Annotated in this window: 16 protein-coding genes and 2 tRNA genes; 9 read left to right on the top strand and 9 right to left on the bottom strand. The window is 40.1% G+C overall.

Features of this window, described 5'->3' with window-relative positions:
• Positions 1 to 179: 179 nt before the first annotated feature.
• The 3 genes from DIZ80_00760 (at position 180) to DIZ80_00750 (ending at position 5,533) form a co-directional block, all read left to right on the top strand.
• Entirely contained in the window at positions 180 to 2,612 is a 2,433-nt protein-coding gene (locus DIZ80_00760; protein ID RDH86034.1) for a hypothetical protein, read from the top strand.
• Positions 2,613 to 2,891: 279 nt separating this feature from the next.
• Positions 2,892 to 3,293 carry a hypothetical protein gene (locus tag DIZ80_00755; GenBank protein ID RDH86033.1) on the top strand — a complete coding sequence of 134 codons (402 nt, stop codon included), beginning with the start codon at positions 2,892 to 2,894 and terminating at the stop codon, positions 3,291 to 3,293.
• Positions 3,251 to 5,533 (top strand): hypothetical protein, encoded by a 2,283-nt coding sequence (locus DIZ80_00750; protein ID RDH86032.1) that lies wholly within the window; start codon positions 3,251 to 3,253, stop codon positions 5,531 to 5,533. Before DIZ80_00755 ends, DIZ80_00750 begins: the two co-directional genes overlap by 43 nt.
• On the opposite strand, the gene DIZ80_00745 is transcribed toward DIZ80_00750, so the two are convergent.
• The 8 genes from DIZ80_00745 to DIZ80_00710 form a co-directional block, all read right to left on the bottom strand.
• Positions 5,521 to 5,892, bottom strand: coding sequence for a hypothetical protein (locus DIZ80_00745; protein RDH86031.1), 372 nt, complete (start codon positions 5,890 to 5,892; stop codon positions 5,521 to 5,523). The genes DIZ80_00750 and DIZ80_00745 overlap by 13 nt on opposite strands.
• A gap of 183 nt (positions 5,893 to 6,075) precedes the next feature.
• On the bottom strand, positions 6,076 to 8,202 hold the full coding sequence (locus DIZ80_00740; GenBank protein RDH86030.1) for a hypothetical protein: 2,127 nt from the start codon (positions 8,200 to 8,202) through the stop codon (positions 6,076 to 6,078).
• Positions 8,199 to 9,095: a hypothetical protein gene (locus DIZ80_00735; protein ID RDH86029.1), complete on the bottom strand. Its 897-nt coding sequence runs from the start codon at positions 9,093 to 9,095 to the stop codon at positions 8,199 to 8,201. The genes DIZ80_00740 and DIZ80_00735 overlap by 4 nt, the downstream gene beginning before the upstream one ends.
• Before the next feature lie 309 nt (positions 9,096 to 9,404).
• Positions 9,405 to 11,426, bottom strand: coding sequence for a crotonase (locus DIZ80_00730; GenBank protein ID RDH86028.1), 2,022 nt, complete (start codon positions 11,424 to 11,426; stop codon positions 9,405 to 9,407).
• 200 nt (positions 11,427 to 11,626) lie between these two features.
• A complete protein-coding gene (locus tag DIZ80_00725; protein RDH86027.1) occupies positions 11,627 to 12,928 on the bottom strand; it encodes an acetyl-CoA C-acetyltransferase in 1,302 nt (433 codons plus the stop codon).
• Entirely contained in the window at positions 12,925 to 15,354 is a 2,430-nt protein-coding gene (fadE, locus tag DIZ80_00720; protein RDH86026.1) for an acyl-CoA dehydrogenase, read from the bottom strand. The genes DIZ80_00725 and fadE overlap by 4 nt, the downstream gene beginning before the upstream one ends.
• 84 nt (positions 15,355 to 15,438) lie before the next feature.
• The gene (locus DIZ80_00715) at positions 15,439 to 16,335 is read right to left on the bottom strand and encodes a hypothetical protein (GenBank protein RDH86025.1); all 897 of its coding nucleotides are present in this window, start codon (positions 16,333 to 16,335) and stop codon (positions 15,439 to 15,441) included.
• Positions 16,336 to 16,560: 225 nt separating this feature from the next.
• Positions 16,561 to 17,688: an aminotransferase gene (locus DIZ80_00710; protein ID RDH86024.1), complete on the bottom strand. Its 1,128-nt coding sequence runs from the start codon at positions 17,686 to 17,688 to the stop codon at positions 16,561 to 16,563.
• Between the two features lie 81 nt (positions 17,689 to 17,769).
• On the opposite strand from DIZ80_00710, the gene DIZ80_00705 reads away from it, so the two are divergent.
• Positions 17,770 to 18,237, top strand: a complete 468-nt coding sequence (locus DIZ80_00705; GenBank protein ID RDH86023.1) for an adenylate cyclase — start codon at positions 17,770 to 17,772, stop codon at positions 18,235 to 18,237.
• Positions 18,238 to 18,435: 198 nt separating this feature from the next.
• Positions 18,436 to 19,170 carry a two-component system response regulator UvrY gene (locus DIZ80_00700; GenBank protein RDH86022.1) on the top strand — a complete coding sequence of 245 codons (735 nt, stop codon included), beginning with the start codon at positions 18,436 to 18,438 and terminating at the stop codon, positions 19,168 to 19,170.
• 248 nt (positions 19,171 to 19,418) lie between these two features.
• Here the strand turns inward: DIZ80_00700 and DIZ80_00695 are convergent, their stop codons facing one another.
• Complete coding sequence (locus tag DIZ80_00695; protein RDH86021.1) at positions 19,419 to 19,607, bottom strand: hypothetical protein; 189 nt, start codon at positions 19,605 to 19,607, stop codon at positions 19,419 to 19,421.
• A 51-nt stretch (positions 19,608 to 19,658) separates the two neighbouring features.
• On the opposite strand from DIZ80_00695, the gene uvrC reads away from it, so the two are divergent.
• The 4 genes from uvrC to DIZ80_00675 all read left to right on the top strand — a co-directional run bounded on the left by uvrC (position 19,659) and on the right by DIZ80_00675 (position 22,644).
• On the top strand, positions 19,659 to 21,518 hold the full coding sequence (gene uvrC, locus DIZ80_00690; protein ID RDH86020.1) for an excinuclease ABC subunit C: 1,860 nt from the start codon (positions 19,659 to 19,661) through the stop codon (positions 21,516 to 21,518).
• Between the two features lie 77 nt (positions 21,519 to 21,595).
• Complete coding sequence (gene pgsA / locus DIZ80_00685) at positions 21,596 to 22,162, top strand: CDP-diacylglycerol--glycerol-3-phosphate 3-phosphatidyltransferase (protein RDH86019.1); 567 nt, start codon at positions 21,596 to 21,598, stop codon at positions 22,160 to 22,162.
• 251 nt (positions 22,163 to 22,413) lie between these two features.
• Positions 22,414 to 22,488: transfer RNA gene (locus DIZ80_00680), tRNA-Gly, on the top strand.
• 82 nt (positions 22,489 to 22,570) lie between these two features.
• Positions 22,571 to 22,644: transfer RNA gene (locus tag DIZ80_00675), tRNA-Cys, on the top strand.
• Positions 22,645 to 22,692 lie beyond the last annotated feature (48 nt).

Here is a 22,692-nt window from a genome sequence, read left to right as displayed (position 1 = left end):
TGCTTTTGAGGTAAACCACTAAAAAATAAAGCTTTACACAATTAAAAAATATTACGTCAGGTAGTGTTTTATAGTGTATCTGTTATGATTAGACAGGTGGATTTAAGAGAAAAGATCGTGTGGCAGGGAAGCGTACCATCTCATATTAGGTGATTAGTTATATTTTCAGGAAATTTACCTTGAATGAAATAAAGTCTAAAAGTAAAGCCTCTCTAATTGAAGAGCTGCAGGCAGCCAGAATAAAAATTACCCGACTTGAGTCTGAGCTGAGTAATCAATCGGCTATAAATAATAATCGACAAACTAACGTTCAGTCTAAACTGATGCATTTTGATGTTCAGTTTCAGAGTGTTATAGATGCTTTGCCAGTGCCCTGTGCATTAAATGATGATGACCAGAATATCGTCTATTTAAATCCCGCGTTTACACAGGTGTTTGGCTATGAGTTGAGTGATATACCCACACTAGAAGATTGGTGGCCGAAAGCCTATCCTGATGAACAGTATCGTAAAACTGTTAGTGAAACCTGGGTACAGCACCTGAATAAATCAATTGAAACGGGCGAATCTTTTGAGCCGATTGAGCTCAAGATACATTGTAAAGATAATACCATTCGTAACATTATCGCATCTGCCTCATCTATCACTGAATCATATCAGCATATACACCTTGTTACTTTGTTCGATATTTCAGACCGGCAGATAGCTCGGGATAAGTTAGTAAATACAACCAATTTGTTAAACAATGTTATTAACTCCACGCCTGACTTAATCTTTGTAAAAGATAAACAGTTGAAAACAATTTTATGTAATCAGGCTTATTCGAATGCTGTTGGTAAAACCCGGGAAGAAATGTACGGTAATACAGATATTGAAAATGGCTGGAATCCTGAGCTGGTACTGGGTGATGATGTAAAAGGTGTACGTGGTTATATTCATGATGATAGAGAAGCGCTGTCAGGTAAAAATTTACATAACCCTAATGACCCAGCGAATGTAAATGGGGAAATTCGTATATTTGATACACGTAAGTTGCCGTTGAAAGACTCTGACGGGGATATTATTGGTTTATTGGGAGTGAGTCGGGATATAACAGAACGACAGCAGGCTGTTGATGCATTGCGCGAAGCCAATGCTGAATTTTCTGCCACATTAAAAGCGATACCTGACCTTCTATTCGAGCTAGATGAAGATGGCCGATACCTGAATATATGGGCAAGTGATGAGGGACTTCTGGCTGAACAGAAAAGTTTCTTACTGGGTAATCTGGTTAGAGATGTTCTGCCTGAAAAATCAGCTAATGAAGTATATAAAGCTTTAAAGCTGGCTGCAGAATGCGGCGTATCACAGGGCCAGGTGCTTCATCTGGCGCTTGATGATGGTGACCACTGGTTTGAGTTATCAACGGCACTTAAACCATCAAAAAATAAACTTAAACACTTTATTATGTTATCACGTGAAGTGACCGAACGTATTAACACCGAACGGCAGTTAAGGCGAAGCTTGAAGATGGAGGCCCTGGGTAAGTTAACCGGGGGTATTGCACATGATTTTAACAATATGCTCGGTGTGGTGCTGGGTTATACGGAGTTACTTGGTGATAGCCTAAGTGATGAAAAGCATAGTCGCTATATAAAGTCGATTATGCAGGCTGCAGATAGAGCGAGAATTCTTACCACCAAATTGCTCGCTTTTTCAAAGCAGCAGCCATCTGATGATAAAACTACCAGTATTAACGAAATCCTCAAGCGTGATCAGCTTATGCTGGAAAAAACGCTTACAGCAAGAATTAGCCTGAATATGAATTTGCTGGAGTCACTCTGGGATGTTTATATCGATCCTGAATTAATGGCCGATGCAATTCTTAATATTTGTATAAACGCGATGCATGCAATGCCATCTGGCGGGCAATTAACGATAGAAACATCTAATCTGGAAAAACAGCAGATAGTTGCAAAACGGCTTTCACTGGCCGAAGGTGATTATGTGCGACTCGTTATCTCTGATACGGGCTGCGGCATGACTGACCAAGTAAAAGAGCGTATTTTTGATCCGTTTTTTTCCACCAAAGGTGAGGCTGGTACAGGGCTAGGATTAAGTCAGGTGTATGGTTTTATACAGCAGTCAAAAGGAGAAATTATTGTTCATTCCGTTGAAAATCAGGGAACCACATTTGAGCTTTATTTTCCTCGTAATGCAGTGGTTAATAAATCTGTACGGTCTTCGTCAGAAGGCTTATCAGAAAAAGATATAACAGGTACAGAAACGATACTAATTGTTGATGATGAGTCTGAATTACGGAGTCTGGCATCTGATATTTTAAGTATGAATGGTTATCAGGTGTTGAGTGCGGAAAGTGGTAAAACAGCGTTACAAATATTACAGAAAGAATCTGTTGATTTAATGCTGACAGATGTCATTATGCCTGAGATGGATGGTTATGAGTTAAGTGATAAAGTTAAACGTCTCTATCCGGGGATACAAATTCTGGTAACCAGTGGGTTTAATGATGAAAATCAGAGCTCTCGAGTACATACTGATCAGCAGTTAGCTAAACCGTATAAGGTGGATGTTCTTCTGGCTAAAGTAAGGCAGCTGCTGGACAGCAGATAATACTAATTCGTATCGTTAAATGCATTACAATTTCGATGCACCCTATGTAACAAAAAGCACGCAATCTCATTTCTAATATTTAATCATAGTGTTTGTAAATGGTTAAACAGAATTAGATATGAAATCCTCTCTGTAGAAAAATACCTTTTGACCTTTCTAACGCCTAAAAAACAGGTAAATATTGAATTTTACGACTATATATAGTTAAAGCTGTGAGATAAACAGTATTAATCATCGTATAACAAACTAACAGTAATATCAGTAAAGCGTGGAAAAGGCATGAGTGAACGTCAGTTTAGATTTATTATGGGTGTAGGCCTCTGGGCTATTTTAATTTATTCCGCTTATTTTGAAACCATGATTCCCCTGTTTGTCTTTGTGGGTACTCTTCTTTTCGAAGGTGTCACTAACCTGCGTATACCAGGGGTTTTAAGTCGTCTTCGTTATGGTAAATCTACACCAGTGCAAGAAGACAGTGCCTGTAATGTGAAATGGTTTAATAAAATAGAATCTGAACGAGTACTTCGTTTTATTGTGTCTACTTTTGTACTTGTACCTTTTTATGTAATGCCAGATATGATCTGGTTTATACCCTGGTTTGTAGCCAGTATGCTCATCCTCGCCGGAATAACGAATATATGTCCAATGGTGATGTTTATGAAGTGGGCAGGATTAAAATAATGGAAGGCTCGGAAAACTCGCCATATAACCTGGCCAGCACCTGGAATGGCAGCATAGCCATTAAAATTACAGCAGTAACTATCTGGGCAATTGTTGTCCTGTCGTTTGCAATAACGATTCCTTTCTCATCTACATTTGAAGAGTCAAGCAAGAAAGAGTATACATGGCAAGAGCATCAAATCGAAGAGTTAGTAAAGAATGTTAATCATGAAGCCCTTAGTTTAGATAAGCAGAGAAATATATTTGAAAGTTTTATCAATAATAATGATGTTAAATTTATTGAAATAAAAACTGAAAAAAATCAGTTTGAATATGGGAAAAAAAGTGATAATAGTTTTGTATTAAAGTCAGAACTTTCAATTGATTCAGTCACTCATAATGTAACATCAGAATTTCCATTATTAAAGCGATCAGCATTATTAGAACGGGTTAAAATAGGCTCCTCCATTGTCGGGTTTTCAGTCTTATTTAGTTTATTCTTATTCTGGCTCAACAAAAAAATTATACATCGACCATTCGAATCTATAATAGAATTTACCCGTAGTGTTTCAAAAGGAGATACAGATATTCGACTGAATGCAGACAGGGGAGATGAGTTTGGATTAGTTTCAAAATTTCTTAATGAAATGCTCGATACGCTAAGTAGTAATCAGCAGGCATTAAAAATAGCTAATGACGAATTAAAGGAAGAAATAAGTCATCGTGATGAAGCATTAGCTGCGAGTCAGCAAAAAAGTGCATTTTTAGCTAATATGAGTCATGAAATTCGCACACCTTTAACCTCAATTATTGGATATAGCGAGCGAATTCGTTTTGATAAAGCAAAAACTCGCGATGATGAAAAGCATATGCTTGATATCGTTCTTCAAAATGGCAATCATCTTCTGCATCTAATAAACGATATTCTTGATTTGTCGAAAGTAGAAGCGAATAAGCTTGAAGTCGAAAAAACTTCATTTTCAATTATTAAAGTCGTTGAGCATGCCAGAAGATTATTGAATGAAAGGGCGTTAGAAAAAAATATTCAACTAGATATTAATTATTTGTTACCCATTCCTGAAATGATATTAAATGATGCCATTCGTACAAAACAGATAATTCTTAATCTGGCGAGTAATGCTATTCGTTTTACAGATGATGGTAAAGTCACTATCGATATTTCCTATCGCCAGAGTGAAGATATGCTGGTAATTGATATTAAGGACTCAGGGATAGGCATGAGTAACGACGAGCTGGAGCGGTTGTTCAAACCATTCTCTCAGGCTGATTCATCAATATCCAGAAGATTTGGTGGAACCGGTCTTGGTTTGACCATATCAAAACGACTGGTTGAACTAATGGATGGGGAGATCGTTGTCCAGAGTGTAAAAGGCATCGGTAGTCGATTTACATCAACAATTAAAGCCGGCTTCAATGAAAAAACAGATTCTTTTATTACAGAGCTTACCGATGAAGATCTTGCTGTTTCTGAATATGAGCAGCCCATTGAAGGTTTAATCTTATCGGGTAAGCTTTTATTAGTTGAAGATACCTCTGAAATTAGAGAGTTAGTTAAAGCGTATATCGAAGACTATGGTATACAGATAGATACGGCTAGTAATGGTAAAGAGGGGGTAGAGCTGGCATTAAATAATGATTATGATCTTGTTTTAATGGATATTCAGATGCCGGTAATGAATGGTAAACAGGCTATTTCTCAACTCAGAAAACAAAATTATAATAAACCTGTTATTGCGCTCACAGCAGATGCATTAACAGATCATGCTGAAAAATTCACTCAGTTAGGGTTCACAGAGGTTCTTACTAAACCAATTATTATCAATGATCTTATTTCAACTATTCAACGTTATGTATCACTATCAAAGAATGTAAATAATGATGAGGTTGATCCAGCACTTGTGGGTGCTGCTGTAGAGTTGACAGGTGAGGCTAATATAGAAACAGAATCACGGGAAGCTGAGTCAGGTGAAAATAGTGATGTTGATGATATTCTGTATGATCTTAAAATAAAGTATCTAAAGCAACTTCCCGATTATATAAACAATCTGAAAAGCTCAATAAGCAATAATGATATGCAAAATGCCCATGCTATTTTGCATCAACTTAAGGGTATAAGCGGAAGCCTGGGATATAATGAGTTAACTGATATAGCTGTAGATGCCAGTGAATTGTTATACAGCGGTGAGTTTGAAAAAGTAGATAGTAAAATACGTTTGATGGAAGGTTATTATTTATCCTGAGTTATTAACTGAGCTATGCGTTTTTTGACAGAAACAATATTAAAAGGTTTAGTCATATATTCAAGCGCACCGTTAGTTAAACAATCTCGTATGCTGTTCATGTCATCTCTGGCGGTAAGCATCACTACGGGAGTAAATCTGTTCTTTTCCTGTTGTTTAATAAATTTTAATACGTCCAGACCGTTCGTTCCTGGCATCATAATGTCGAGTAAAATTAAATCAAACGATTCGTCTGTAACCAGTTGCATCGCATTTTCAGGGTTATCACAGGTTTGCACATCATAACCTTCTTTATCAAGGTGCAGTTTTAATAACTCCAATATTATTTCTGTGTCATCAACGGCTAAAATTTTCTTCATCAGATGTCCTGAAATTAATTATCAAATAAGTATAGTCTATCTATTTATTCTAGGGGGGGATAAAGGGAAATTACTATTTATATGGATTAACAGGTGCAGATAATATTGTGATTAGAAAAAATCATACTAGTGAATATATATGATATCTGTCGTTTGCAATATGCTTTATGTCACATACGGGAGTTATTGATTATAGTTTTTAATAAATTCAGGTATTCCATCAGGTGGTATTGCTTTAGATATGTGGTAGCCCTGAGCAGAATCACATCCAAGAGATTTAAGTGCGTTTAACACCCCCTCGTTTTCAACGCCTTCAGCTACAACAAGATGCCCCAGATTGTGAGTGAGTTCGATTATTGATAGAACGATGCTAGCGTCATTTTTATTTTTTACCATATCAAAGACAAACGATTTGTCTATTTTAACCTCATCTACTGTCAGGTTTTTAAGGTAACTCAGCGATGAATAGCCAGTTCCAAAGTCATCGATTGAATAGCGTATGCCGCTTAATTTTGAGTGGCTTATTAAGGCTATTACAATGTCCGGATTAGACATTATCGTGCCCTCTGTGAATTCAAGTTTTATGTGTTTCTGGTTTACCTTGTATTTTTCTATTAATGAAGCTAATGTTCCTGTGAAGTTTTTATCCTGAAGGTTACGAGCTGAAATATTAATTGATATATCCAGTTCTAGCCCGGAATCCTGCCATTGTTTTAATTGCTTCAATGCATGATCTATAACCCATTCACTCAATGCATTAATCAATCCTGAGTTTTCCGCAATGTAAATAAACTGATCGGGCGAGACAAAGCCATGTTTAGGGTGCGTCCAGCGTAGTAAAGCTTCAACGCCATAAGCTTTATCTGTTTTTAAATTAATCTGTGGCTGGTAATGTAATTCAAGTTCGTTGTTATCGATTGCTTTTCTCAGGTCGGCCATCAGTGCCAGTCTCCAGGGTGTATGGCTATCAAAACTGGAATTGTAAAGCGTGACGTTACTGCCGTGGCGTTTAGATTCGTACATAGCGACATCTGCATGACGTATAAGAGATGACTGGTCTTCGCCATGCTCCGGGAATATTGAAATGCCTATGCTGGCACCGATTTCGACACTTTGAGAGGTAAGCTCAAAGACAGGTTTTAATGTGTCGATGATTTTATAACCCACTTCAATAGCATTTTTTTCATCGATATCAGGTAAAACAAAAGCGAATTCATCACCACCAAGACGACCTGCAGTATCACTTTCACGTAGGGCGGCGGGTATACGTTTAGCAACTTGTTTTAAAATCAAATCACCTTCAGGATGACCAAGCGTATCATTTATATCTTTAAAGTTATTTAAATCAAAGATAAAAACAGCAAGTCGAGTACTGTTTCGGTTGGCGTAATTAATAGCCTGATTTAAGCGTTCTATTACTAAAGTGCGATTCGGTAAGCCGGTAAGGGGGTCATGCATTGCCTGATGCGTTATTTTAGCATTAAGTTCTTCAAGTTTGTTTGTTCTTTCGCTCACTCTGTCTTCAAGAGATGAATTTAATAATTCCATTTCCTTGAGTGTGGCCTCGCGGGTAATAACGGCTTCTTTTAGTGTTAACCTCATTAAATTAAAAGTGTTTGCAAGTTCAGTTAATTCGTTATCGCCTTTTATTTTAACTTCCTCATCAAATCTGAAGCTGGCAATGTCATTAGCCGAGCTATTAAGTCTTTTTACCGGTTCAGAAACTTTTCTTAAAAAACCTATGTAAATGCTGATACCCATAAGAATTCCGAAAAAAACGCTTGATATTACCTGTGTAATTAAGTTTTCTAGTGGGATATATTTTAGTGGGTTTTTATCAAGACCTACTTTAATGATAGCCAGCGTCTGGTTTTCAAATGTGACGGGGAAACTTAAGTTTAATATATTCGGGTTATCGTTAAACTGATTTAAAAGGGTTGCGGGGTTTTCTGATTCTATTTTTTTTATCGTACTTTGTATGATTTCATTGTTTGTGTTTAAGTAGTTTGTTAAAGCGTTATTTTTTTCATCAATGTAGATCGTATAAATTACATTTTTCTGACTTGTTGTGTTGCGAGCAAATTCATTAATAGTATGATTGTCATAAACAAGCAGGGGGTCTATAGAAATGCTGCTTAACAAAGCACCAATCGATTCACCTTCTCTAAGTAAATTATTGAAGCTTCGTTGTTTTTCTTTAAAGTATTGAAAAAAAGCATTGCTTAATAGTGCGAACAAAATTACCCCGGCAACAATGATGACGAACTGATTGCCTATGTGAGAATACTTATGGGTGCTTTTACTTTTCATTTAAATTTTTCTATTCCATAGTCTTTCCCGTAGACTTCTTGAATGATCTCTCTATGACCATTATATTCACTATCAGTAGCTGGAATTAATGATGACAGTTTTGCCTGATCTAATATTTTCTGACCTGCTGGTTCTGTATTCAGTGAGCTTAAGGCAAGTTGAATTTTTAATTTTAAATCGTATTCCATATCATGCTTAACGGCCCAGGGTAAATGGGTTAACTGTCTGGTTCTTGCGAGGTATTTCATTTGTGATACATCGATACTGCTTTTAACAACGTCAAGGCGTATCACAACATCACCTGAACCAGCGGCATCAGCCTGCTTTCGAAAAGTGGACATAATCGCGTTTGGTGGATTGATTGAGAATTTTTCCTGATAATCTTTACTATTTAAACCGCCCTGTTTAAGTAACCATTTAGCAGCAATGTAACTTTGCATGGCCATTTTACCGCCACCAAATAAAATGGTTTTATTCTCCAGATCTGAAACTTTATCGATGCCGCTATCCTTACGCACAACAATCGAGCCAGCAACGGTTGATTGACCAAACTCCTGATTTTTTAAGATAACCTGATAATCATAAAGCAGGTGAGAAATTATATAATGATATTGATTATAGTGTACCAGATCATAACGCTGCTCTTTTACACCCAACCAGAATTGTTTAAAGTTTTTAGCGGTAATCAGTTTGACTTCCCGGCCCAATTCATTACTTAAGTAACGTGCCATCGGTGTAAATATCTGGTATGTCAGTTTTATATTTCGGCGAGGAAATATTCCCATTATGAGGGGGCGTTGTTTACTAACGCTAGCTTGAGATGTAGTGGTCAAGGGTAATAAACCACCGGCAAGTATACAGCTGGATAATTTTATAAAGCTACGTCGCTTCATTTAACTTCTCTTTATAACTCTAATTGATTCCATTAAACAATTTAGGAATTAAATGCCTCCTTGCTCTTATATATTTATAGCACAGACACGGAGTAAGCCCATGAAAACATCAATATTCATTCATTATTTAGATAATTAATAGTCGGTGCAGGGGGTAGAGAGGTATCACTCATAATTACAGATCCAGAAAGACATTATCATAATCCAGGCTATATAAGCATACATTAATAATGAGGCTTAAATCTCAACCTAAATGAATATAATGCTCTATACAACTAGGTATTCCGTAAATAGATCAAGTTACAAGAGTTACAGACTGTTCCATGCATCATCGGCAGAAAATCTTGCACCATATCGATCTTTAAGCTGACTTAATCGTGCACTTAATTCATGAACACCCTGTTGCTGAATATAATGTAAGGGACCGCCTCTAAATGGAGCGAAACCTGTGCCGAAAATGATGCCGGCATCAATAAGGCCGTCACCTTCTACAACACCCTCCCGTTTACAGGCAGTGGCTTCATTTAAAAACCGCATAATCATTCTATCCTGTAGTTCCTGTAAATTTCCGTAACTGGCTTTTTTATCTTTGATTGCTTTACCTTTGCTCCATTTGTAAAAACCCTTACCAGTCTTTTTACCAAGATTGCCATTTTCAACCATTGATTGCATTTTTTTCGGCAGGTCCAGTGTTTCTCCACCGGATAAAATAAGTGCAACCGATTTACATACATCCAGTCCAACGGTATCAGCCAGTTCAATCGGCCCCATTGGCATGCCAAACTGTAATGCAGCTTTATCAATCATTTCAGGGGCGATGCCTTCACTCACCATTTCAACTGCTTCCATCAGGTAGGGCATCAGTATTCGGTTAACCAGAAAACCCGGTGAGCTTTTAACCGGTAATGGAAGTTTGTCTATCTGTCTACCGAATGCCAGTGCTCGGGTCATAGTTTCATCGCTGGTATTGTTACCACGTACAATTTCAACTAATGGCATTAAGGCAACCGGATTAAAAAAATGTATACCAACAAGTCGATCAGGTTTATTCAGGCAGGTCGCGAGTTCTTCAAGTGGAATGCTTGAGGTATTCGTTGCCAGTATTGCACCTTCTTTCATACGTGGCTCTATATCTTTATATAATGATTGTTTAACGCCCTTATCTTCGAAGATAGCTTCAATAATTAAATCCGCATGTTTAACACCCATGCCGTTTGTATCAGGAATTAAACGATCCATAGATTCACGAATAGAACGTTTATCTTTTTTAAATTTTCTTTTAAACATGCTCATAGAGCGTTTCATAGTGCCAGCAAGTGCCTCGGGTTTCTGGTCCTGCACGGTTACTCTGAAACCTCTTAATGCACACCAGGCAGCTATATCGCCACCCATTACTCCACCACCAATAACGTGTATATGTTGAGGTTTAAAATCTTTTTTATTGCCCTGAGTTTTTAACTCTTCCATTAAAAAGAAAACCCGCACCAGATTTTTTGCAGTGTCATCTGTTACCAGACTCGCTACAGATTCAATTTCCTTTTCCAGCATGCGGCGAGGATTGTCCATATGCTTTTGCCACAAATCGATGAGTTTGTAAGGAGCAGGGTAATGTTGTTTACTGGCTTTTTTTGCCACCTGCTTGCGCATTTGATTTGCAATCAAAGGGCGTACGAAGCGGTGATTCATTATTTTATCTTTTATAGCCAGTTCTTTATGAGGTGGCCTGTTTATAACAAAATAACGTGCAGCTCGTTTTAACTGGCGTTCAGGTACAAGGTCATCCACCAGACCCATTTTTTTAGCAGCGCGACCCTGTAACAGACGCCCCGTTAACATTGCATTCATTGCAGCCATGGGGCCTGCTTTTTGAATGCTCCTGACTGAGCCACCATAACCCGGATGAATGCCCAGTTTAACTTCAGGCAACCCAACACGAGTTGACTTGTTGTCACACATAACACGGTAGGTGCAGGCCAGTGCCAGCTCCATTCCGCCGCCTAAACAAAAACCATTAATCATAGCAACCGTTGTGCAGGGCAGGCTTTCGATTTTATTCATAATGGTATGACCACGCACCAGCATTTCGCTTGCCTGTTCATAGGTGGTTATTTCTGTAAACTCATTTATATCCGCACCGGCGATAAAACCATTGCTTTTGTCACTAACAAAAATAATACCGGCGGGTAAGGACTGAACCAGATCATTAATAATATCATCAAGTTCATCAAGCACGTCAAAGCGTAAAATGTTTGTGCTTGAATCGGCTACGTCCAGATGTAACCAGCAAATGTCTTCATCGTCTTTTTCTATTTTCCAGTTTTTGTATGACATTCTTTTCTATCCTGTTTGCTTTAATTCTTTTTTCTGTTATTCACGATAACTTGACTCGGAAATAATGGAATTTAATATTTTAAGTATTTATGTGATTGTTCAGGTTGCTTCTCTATGGATTCAGATCAAGGCAGAAAATGTGAGTTTACAAGTGTAAATGTCTATTTTTCAACGCCGAGATAGAGAGCCGAGCTGAGCAGTTACGGAGCTTCAATCATCATAGCGCCACCCTGACCACCACCAATACATAAACTGGCGATACCTCGTTTACCCTTATTTCGTTTTAAGTTGTTTGCAACATGTAAAACAATTCGCGCACCACTTGCACCTACCGGGTGACCAATGCTTACGCCACCGCCATCAATATTTAACTTGTCGTGAGGAATTTCTCCCAGTGCTTTTTTTAATCCCAGATCACTTTTGCAGTAGTCCGTATCTTTCCACGCTTCGAGCACGCCTAAAACCTGACCTGCAAATGCCTCATTAATTTCCCAGTTATCCACGTCTTCAATGCTGAGTTTATTACGTTCCATAATTGGTGCCATTGCGTGGGCAGGGCCCAGGCCCATCTGACTCGGGTCACAACCCGCCCATTCAGAATCGGTGATTTTTGCCAGCACATTAAGGTTATATTTTTTAACGGCACTTTCAGATGCCAGTAATAACATAGCGGCACCATCGGTAATCTGTGCGCTATTGCCCGGTGTGACTTTTCCGTATTTACGATCGAAGTAGGGTTTAAGTTTGGCTAAATTAGGCATAGATGAATCACGGCGAATACCGTCATCAAAATCATAATAAGCACCTGCATTGTCATATACCGGTTCTATTTCATCTAAATGCCCATTGTCAGTTGCAGCGCCAAGACGTTGATGACTGGCAACAGAAAATTCATCCATCTGGTCTCTACTAATACCAAAACGATAAGCAATTTCTTCCGTTGTCTGCCCCATTGATAAACCCACAATCGGATCACTTAAACCGCGCACTAAAGCAATAATGGGTTTTAAATGGGCAGGGCGTAATTTTGTAAAGCTGGATAACTTCTGGCTAAATGTTCTCGCACTCATAAACTGGCTTAACCATTCCACCATTCGGTCATTATGTAAAATGGGTGCGCGACTCATGGCTTCAGTGCCACCTGCAAGAATTAAATCTGATTGTCCGTTCTGTATGTTTTGAAAACCACAATCCAGTGCCTGCATACCGGATGCGCAATTACGTTGTACAGTCCAGGCGGGTACGGTTTGTGGAATGCCTAATCGCAGAGCTATTACCCGTGCAATATTGGCTTCATCTGCGGTGGGCATAACGCAGCCTACAATTACTTCATCCAGTTCGGCCAGATCAAAACTGTTTTGTAATAACAGAGGTCTTGCAGCTGCTACCGCAAGGTCAGATGCCAGAAATGCACCGGGTTTACCTTTTGCTTTTATAAAGGGCGTGCGTTTACCGTCTACTATATAAACATCACGTTTTTGGCTGGCTTGTTTAGGGCTCATTGAGGTTTCCATCCTTTGTGGCTAAATTCATCAACGCTTACTGCGTTTATTGTTGCTTCATGTGCGGCTAAAATTTTATCCGCTTCAGCCTGGTCAATAATACTTTGTGAAATTGCATCTGCAACGGCCTGATTGTAATCCTGTGAGGTAATTAAACCAATGCGTATGGCATCACGAAATTTACGTTCTGCATCTTCAGCATCCAGTACCAGTTTCAGTGCATGTTCCAGGCGTCCCACGGCATCGTCTGGTTCATCAGTGAAATATATATCTTTTGTTAAACGATCACGTGCAGAGGATGGATCTAATAATAATCGAGCAATTTTATGCCCCATTTTATCATTGGCACCACCATAAGGTTTGGTTAACGGAAAAATAACCAGATTTAATATCTTACCAATAACTGGCACAGGAAAGTTTCGCATAACCGCTTTCATTGCTTCCTGAACATTATATAACGAGTCTTCACAGGCCCATTCTAATAATGGTAAATCATTATTTTTGTAACCCTGATCTTCATAATGTTTAAGCACAGCCGTAACGATATACATATTTGATAATGCATCTGCCAGTCGGCCTGATATTTTTTCTTTGCGTTTTAACGAACCGCCTAAAATTAAAACACAGGTATCAGATAATAATGCAAAGCATGAACTCATGCGAGTTAACTGCTGGTAATATCGTCTGACTTTACCTTTTCCGGGTGCGCTGACAAAACGTGCTCCGCTTAGACCCAGCCAGAGTGAACGGAAAAAATTACTGATAATAAATCCAATGTGGCCAAACAGTGCATCATCGAATAAATTAATCGATGTATCATGGTCGGAGTGATTTACCGCTTCTATTTCTTTTAACAGGTATGGGTGAGAGCGTAATGCGCCCTGACCAAAAACAATCATGCTACGGGTTAGAATATTAGCGCCTTCAACGGTAATACTAATCGGGATTCCCTGATAGGCTCGACCTAGAAAGTTTTTAGGTCCCATGCAGATTCCATGGCCCCCGTGTACATCCATTGCCAGATTGATTACCTTACGCATGCGCTCAGTCATCTGGTATTTAACAATGCCGGAAATAACAGAAGGTACTTCGCCCTGATCTAAACCCGTCAGGGTTAATTCACGCATTGCATTCATTATGTAAGTATTGCCCGCAATATCAGCAAGTGCTTCTTCTACACCTTCGAAATAACCAATGGGGATTTTAAACTGCTTACGAATGCGTGAGTACGCGCCGGTATATCGGGAAATATATTTTCCTGCACCGGTGCTAAGTGCGGGTAGTGAAACGGCTCTGCCTTCAGACAGGCAGTTCATTAACATCATCCAGCCCTGACCGACATATTCCTGACCACCAATAACCCACTCCATAGGAATGAAAACATCTTTACCCCGGTTAGGGCCATTCATAAACATATGATTAGAGGTGAAGTGACGTTTACCAATATCAATGCCTTCAATATCGGTTTTAATCAGTGCCAGCGTAATACCAATATCTTTATCTTCACCGATTAAATGATCCGGGTCATAAAGTTTAAAAGCCAGACCTAAAACCGTGGCAACCGGGCCAAGTGTAATGTAACGTTTTTCCCAGTTAAGGCGAATACCTAAAACATTTTCCTTACCATCAAATGTGCCATGACAAACTACTCCCGTGTCTGGCATTGCACCTGCGTCACTGCCGTTTTCCGGGCCGGTTAAACCAAAGCAGGGGATTTCTTTTCCGCTGGATAATCGAGGCAGGTAATAATCTTTTTGCTTTTCAGTACCGTAATGCATTAATAACTCGCCCGGGCCTAATGAGTTTGGCACCATAACGGTAACGGCTGCAGTAATACTGCGTCCGGCTATTTTCATCACGACAGTGGAGTGACCCAGAGCAGAAAATTCTAAACCGCCATAAGCTTTAGGAATAATCATCGCGAAAAACTGATTATCTTTTAAAAATTTCCAGACTGGTTTCGGTAAGTCATAATCAACCTGATTGATTTGCCAGTCATCCAGCATGCCGCATAATTCTTCAACTGGGCCATCTAGAAAGGCCTGTTCTTCAACGCTTAATTTTGAAGGCGGTAAATCGCGAATTTTTGAGTAATCGGGTTTACCGCTAAATAAATCAACTTCCCACCAGGTTTTACCCGCATCAAGGGCTTCCTGTTCAGTTTTTGAAATAGCAGGCATAGAGCTACGCATAAACTCAAGTAAAGGTTCAGAAATATATTTCTGACGAATGTGTGGAAGATTAAGCGGCACAATAACAGCAAAAAATATGGCCCAGATAATAACCAGCGATGCCAGCCCGGCCATGCCAGAAAAACTAAATAAAAATAGAACAATTCCAAGCGCGCCACTCCATATGACCTGTGGCAATCGTAAATATGCTGCTGTTCCTATTGTGACTATAAAAATTAATAACCAGGTTAGCATGGCGTTCTCCTAGAAAAATTGTCGTGTTATCTTTTATGTAATATTTTTATTACAGTAACTGGTGCGATCCAGTCTTTTTATTATTTAGACAGAGTTATTTTTTACTGTTGCCAGATCTATTAACTTATCATCATTCGTGATTTCATTATCGTCATTAGTTTCGTCATTTTTTATGCCATCGGTATCTACTTCACCGTCGAGTTTTTGCTCTACAGATTCAGTCACCACATTGGGTGCAAGCATGCTTAAATCCTGTTCATCATTCAATTCAATGCCATCTTTCCCCCAGGGCATTCTCTGGTAGATAGCCAGTTCATCAAAATCGAGAATCGGATATTTAATAACATCATAGTAAGGTGAGTAATCAAAATCTTTTGGAGTAATCAGTCGGGTGTTACGTTTATACATAACTAACTGGCCAACCTCATTACGGTGTAATACAGGTAAAATCGGGTAGTGTACCGAAGCAAAAGCCTCTGCCATCATGGTTGAGCAAACCGTGTGAGTGGGTGTGCCCGCATTGTGTTCAAATAAACTCGAACGCCAGCGTCTGGGCAGCATGGCGTAAGGAAAAAGAAAACGTGCCAGATCAAAAATCTGTCTTACATTATAGTTAGTGCCTAATCGGTTAATGGCAAAAGCAATCACTTTTTGAGAGTCGGTGCGGGTGATGCTGGTTGGCCGGCAAATGCGCAGATGATCGTCACGGTATTTACTAATCGTATCAACAATAGTGCCGACACCTAACTGCGATTCGATAATTAACTGATCATCCATTTCACCCTGATAAAACTTCTGAATAAACTGGCGTAACATCGGGTCATCAATATTATGCAATCGACCGATATAGATAGCGGAGTGAGTCCAGTTGCTTAAGGTAATTGTTTTGATAATTTCACTGATAGGTGAGCGCCCTTCAACCAGAATGACATCACCCGGGCGAATCTCATAACGTAGGCGATCGAAATCAGACAGGGGCATATTGGTATCGTCACGATTCGTGCCTAACCAGTTTACGATTCTGTCCCATATCGAATTATGTAATTGACTGAAAATATTCAGTGACCCGCACCCCGTCAGGTTTTTTTAGTTATTTTGTAGACAATGCTTATAACTAGGAGTTTAGTCAATAAAGAGCAGGTTTACCGGCCATTTCCAGATTATTAAAATTGCAGTAACATTTAATGTGAACCAGTGAGCAGGGTATCAGGCTTTATATTCTTCAACCCATTCAGCCAGTTTCTCAAACTCACTCATTTGATTGTAATAATGCGGGGAAAGCCGGATGCCGCCTCCACGAGGGGCGCAAACAGCACCTTTTTTAACCAGATATTGATAAAGGGCTTCGTTATCAACGTTGTTTTTACGAAAAGTGAATATCCCACCATGCCGTGTAATATCGGTAGGGCTTAAAATAGAGGTGTCCGGCAACTGTGAGAAGGTTTGAATTAACGTCTGAATATTTAACAACACAGCTTTCTCAATAACCGACATACCATGCTGTAATAACAGTTTGATACTGGCGTGCAGGGCATGGGTTGTTAAAGTGTTAGGGCTACCGCATTCAAAACGTCGGGCATTACTGGCTGCCTGCCAGTTTTTCATATTATTAAAGTCAGACAGATCTTCTACCATATGCCAGCCAAATTGCTGCAATTCGAGCTCATCCATGCTCGACTGTTTACAATAAAATAACGCAAGACCTTCCGGCCCCAGCATCCATTTATGCCCATCCGCAATAACAAAATCTGCGTCTATTGACTGCACATCAAATTGAAGCGCACCAATTTGCTGAATAGCATCAACACAATATAAAGCATGAAACGTTTTACAGGCCTTGCCCAGCACATCCAGATTCATGCGTAAACCAGAGGCATATTGCACTGCGCTAATGCTTAATAAACGGGTGTTAGCATCCATCTGCTCAATGATGGCTTTTTCCGGATAATCCGTATCTGAAATGTTAGCAATACGTAACTCAACACCCTGTGCGCGCAAGGCATCCCAGGCAATAAAATTAGACGGGAATTCTTCATTGCTAATAACAATATTATCCCCGGGTTGCCATTGAATGCCTCTGGCAATAATCGACAGGCCTTCCGAGGTGTTTTTTAGCAGTGCAATTTCATCAGCAGATTGTGCATTGATCAGTGTTGCTAAATCAGCTTTGAGTTCCTGTTCAACTTTTAACCAGTTTAGATAATGGCTAGAGCCTACAGTGCCATTTTCAATAGCAAACTGTTTCACAGCTTCAACCGTGCAAACAGGCCAGGGTGCAACGGCTGCGTGGTTAACATAAATCAGGTCAGGGTCGAGATTGAAGTCGTTTTGCATATTATTTTTATTGTATCTGTTAGTGGCTCGTAAGAAGATAACACTAATTACATATAAAACTAGATCAATCAGAGAAGAATTATGCCCATAGAAATAGAACGTAAATTTTTGCTGGTGAATACCGACTGGCGTGAACAGGTAACAAGCAGCTATCGTATTCGACAGGGTTACATGGGAGAAATTGATAAAGCGTCAGTCAGAATACGTGTGCAGGGTGATAAGGCCAATATCAATATAAAAAGCGCCACCCTGAGTATGCGCAGAATGGAATATGAATATGAAATTCCATTAATTGAGGCGCAAGAGATGTTAGACCAGCTCTGCAAACAGCCTCAGGTCGACAAAACCCGCTTTATAGTCGAGCAGGGCAAGTTTAAATGGGAAATAGATGAGTTTTATGGAGAAAATGAAGGTTTACTGGTGGCTGAAATTGAGCTGGATGATGAGAATGAGACTTTTGATAAGCCCGACTGGGTAGGGGAAGAGGTGACAGAAGACCCTAGGTACTACAATGTGAACTTGATTAAACACCCGTTTAAAAACTGGTGATACCGGGGTAGTAAGTTGTAGACGCTCCTTGAACGACCAGCTTCTATTAATGCTATGGGTGTTTTCCCTGCGCAATGCTGGTGCTTAATTGCTTGTCTCGTTCCCATGCTCCTGCGTGGGAATGCATATATTGCAGACATATATACATTCCATAACGTCCTGTACGCCTCTTTTCCATGTTGCTGTGTGGGAATGCTCATGTTTCATCCATCTCTGCCTTTTAATAAAGCGCCTGTTTCATGTGCTATTATCCTCACAACAATAAATGAAAAAGAGGCGATAGATATAGTGTCCAATATAAGAGTCATGCTGGTAGATGATCATGATTTAATCCGATATGGATTAAGACGCCTGCTTGAAGATCAGCCTGGAATTGAGGTTGTAGATGAAGCGAATAGCGGTGAAGTTGCGCTGGAAAAAGTACGCACAGTAAAACCCGATGTCATTTTAATGGACATCAATATGCCGGGTATTGGTGGTTTTGAAGCCACTGCCAGATTGAGTAAAACACACCCTGATTCCAGAGTGATTGTGCTCACGGTTCACAGTGAAGGGCCATTACCAAAACGGTTACTTGAAGCAGGTGCTGTTGGTTATTTAACCAAGGGTTGTCCGGTTGAAGAAATGGTAGAAGCTATACAGAAAGTGAATGCAGGGCAGCGATATATTGCACCCAGCATTGCCCAGCAATTAGCCCTTTCTATGCTGCCCGGAGAAGAGTCTTTAATTGATGTTCTGTCGCAACGTGAGCTTCAGGTTCTGATTATGATCAGTCAGGGCATGCGCACAAATGCCATATCTGAGCAACTTTCTTTAAGCCCTAAAACCATCAGTACCTACCGAAAACGCCTGCATGAGAAGTTAGATGTATCAAACGATGTAGAAATGATGCATCTGGCCATAAAACACGGCTTGTTGGATTCGGATTTATAATAAAATCAAATAGTTAAGTAAGTTATTAAAAGTAGCTTATGGTTGATTTGCAGTATGACTGCTTAAAAACTGCAGTAAAACACCCGCTTATAGCGGGTGTTTTACGTTCTGGCGGTTAAAAGCTGTTGCAATTAAGGTTCTATCTCTTATTAATCAATGAGTTATGTGGATAAGTTAATTTAGTTTATTATTCGATGTTAGGTGCAAATTTAAAACAGAAAAAGGTATTTTTCACAGCCGTGGAACATTTATGAAGAGATTTTCAGAAATTTTATTCCGCAGTCTTTTTTGTTTTTCAGCTGAAAGTGTAATGCGCAGCTAACATGCCTTAAGCTTGTAGGTGCTCCTTCAGGTGCACTATAAATATCTATCAATGTGCTTAATAAATGTGCCCCTGAAGGAGCACCTGCAAAGCAGCAAAAAAACTCAAATTTCAAAAATCTCAAGCTAAAATACACAAGCCATGACCTCTGTGGTTTAATACGCGCATGTCAGAGTTATCCACAGAAACCCCCTTCGATGCCGAGCACTTTTTAAAGAACGTTTCTAGCCGTGCGGGTGTTTATCGCATGTATGATTGTGAGCAAAATCTGCTCTATGTGGGTAAGGCAAAAAATCTTAAAAAACGACTTTCGAGTTATTTTAGAAAAACCGGGCTTTCAATAAAAACCACTGCGCTGGTAAAAAAAATACAGCAGGTAGAAGTCACTATTACCCATACGGAAAGTGAAGCCCTGTTATTAGAATCGAACCTGATAAAAGAGAATCAGCCGCCTTACAATATTCTGCTGCGTGATGATAAATCTTACCCTTATATATATGTATCCAGTCAGGAAGCCTATCCGCAGATTGTGGTTCACCGTGGTGCAAAACGTAAAAAGGGTAAATATCTGGGGCCGTTTCCCAGTGCCGGTGCGGTGCGTGACAGCCTGCAATTTATTCACAAGCTCTTCAAAATTCGCACCTGTGAAGACAGTTATTTCAAAAATCGCTCAAGACCCTGTTTGCAATATCAGATAAAACGCTGCACCGCACCCTGCATGGGTTACATCAGTGAGGCCCGTTATCAGGCAGATATTAACCATGCATTGATGTTTTTAGAGGGTAAAAGTAACCAGTTAATCGAAGATCTGGTGAAGCAGATGGAAACGGCTGCTACCGGGCTGGATTTTGAAAAAGCCGCAATCAACCGCGATCAGATACGCATGTTGCAGAAAGTGGTTGAGAAGCAGTACATATCTGGTGATGACCGGGATGTAGATATTGTGGCCTGCTACTGTAATGGCTCGCAGGCCTGTGTGCAGGTGTTTTTCATACGTGAAGGGCGTAACCTGGGTAACCGCAGTTACTTCCCTAAATTACCAGAGGCCCTGCCAGAAGCAGAAGTATTGTCGAACTTTATCTCCCAGTATTATTTGCAGCAGCAGGGTGCACAGCAACAGACCAGTGAAATCATACTCAGTCATGAAGTGGATGATATGGGGGTCATGGAGCAGGCTATAACCGAGAGAGTGGGGCATAAAATTCGTTTAAGCCATCAGGTAAGGTCAGATCGAGCACGTTGGGTCACCATGGCATTAAACAATGCAGAAACCGCATTAAAAGCCAGAATGAATTCTCGCACCGGCATGTTAAAACGCTTTGAAGAACTGCAGAAAATATTACAGCTAGATGAGCTGCCAACTCGATTAGAGTGTTTCGATATTAGTCATACCTTCGGTGAGGCCACCGTTGCATCCTGTGTCGTGTTTACGCTGGAAGGGGCATATAAGCAGGATTATCGCCGCTTTAATATAGAAGGTATCGAGCCCGGTGATGATTATGCTGCCATGCGACAGGCGCTGCAGAGGCGTTACACCAGCCTGAAAAAAGCCAGAGATAAAGAAAACGGTGCCAAAATGCCCGATATACTCTTTATAGACGGGGGTAAGGGGCAGCTGCGCCAGGCGGTTGAAGTGATGGATCAGCTGCAGATTGATGATGTGTTATTAATAGGGGTAGCCAAAGGTGAGGGCAGAAAAGCCGGTCTGGAAAAACTCGTATTCAGTGACGGCAGGCAAGAGCTGTATTTGCCAGAAGACTCTATCGCATTTCATTTAATATTAAATGTGCGAGATGAAGCGCATCGGTTTGCAATTAGTGGCCACCGGGCCAAACGAGACAAAGCCCGCAGAACCTCAGTGCTAGAAGCTATACCCGGATTAGGCCCTAAACGCCGACAAAATCTGATAAAACACTTCGGTGGTATGCAGGGGGTAAAACCCGCAGGTGTAGAAGATTTGGCAAAAGTGCCGGGTATAAGTAGAAATTTAGCCCAAATCATTTATGATGTGCTGCGATCTGAATAATGTCAGACGTATTTGTAGGTGCTCCTTCAGGTGCACTGCTCTAAACCTTAAACCAGTGACATAATGTAATAGATAGAATGATACTAAACATCCCCAACAGCCTGACATTACTACGCATAGCATTCATACCTCTTATTGTTGTATTGTTTCTATTGCCAGAAGATGCTTATCAATGGGCAAGACCTCTGGCCGCATGGACGTATGGACTGGCCTGTGTAACCGACTGGTTTGATGGTTATCTGGCAAGAAAGTTAGGTCAATCATCAGATTTCGGTGCATTTATGGACCCGGTAGCAGACAAGCTAATAGTATCTGTTGCAATGATAATGCTGGCCTGGGCACATCCGGATATTATTATTCTGTTCGGCGCTATTATTATCATTGGCCGTGAAATCGTTATATCTGCTCTAAGAGAGTGGATGGCTAAAAAAGGTAAATCAGACGCGGTAAAAGTATCTCAACTGGGTAAATACAAAACAGTAGCCCAGATGTTCGCTTTAGGTTTTCTAATTCACAGAGATGACTGGTTAGGTATGCGAGTGCATGAAACAGGCCTGGTATTACTAATAATCGCCTCAATACTCACCATAGCCTCAATGGTAGATTACATGAGAGCCAGCATAGCCGAAGTAAGAAAGCCGTAATTTCTTCCTCCTTTGTAGGAGTTAGCTTCAGCTGACAATCTTATTATCCCGCCATCCAGGTATGTTTCTGGCCGGGATCCAGTGACTTTAATACCCGGCAACTCACAAAATCCGCTCACAAAACAACCACATATCAATAAACTCACTATGTCACTGAAAAATATTACAATTAAATGAAATTAGCCCTTGACCAAATACCAGCGATCTCTATAATAGCGCCCTCTGTTGAGGCAATAGCTTAAACAGATTAAGCGGGTGTAGCTCAGCGGTAGAGCATCTCGTTGCCAACGAGAATGTCGTGAGTTCGATCCTCATCACCCGCTCCAAATTTAAATGTTCAGAGGTGGCAACACTGAACAAGATATTAAAACCTCGCCAGCCGAGGTTTTTTTATTTATAACCGGTTATGGCGGAATAGCAAAACGGTTATGCAGTGGATTGCAAATCCATCTATCTCGGTTCGATTCCGGGTTCCGCCTCCATTTAAGCCGAAAGGCATGTTGTAAGGTTTACTAATTTACTTACAGCAT

Origin of the sequence: endosymbiont of Galathealinum brachiosum, assembly GCA_003349885.1 — a bacterium.
GTDB lineage: Bacteria > Pseudomonadota > Gammaproteobacteria > SZUA-229 > SZUA-229 > SZUA-229.
Note: the sequence above shows the minus strand (reverse complement) of the source record. Positions and strands in the feature narration are given on the sequence as shown.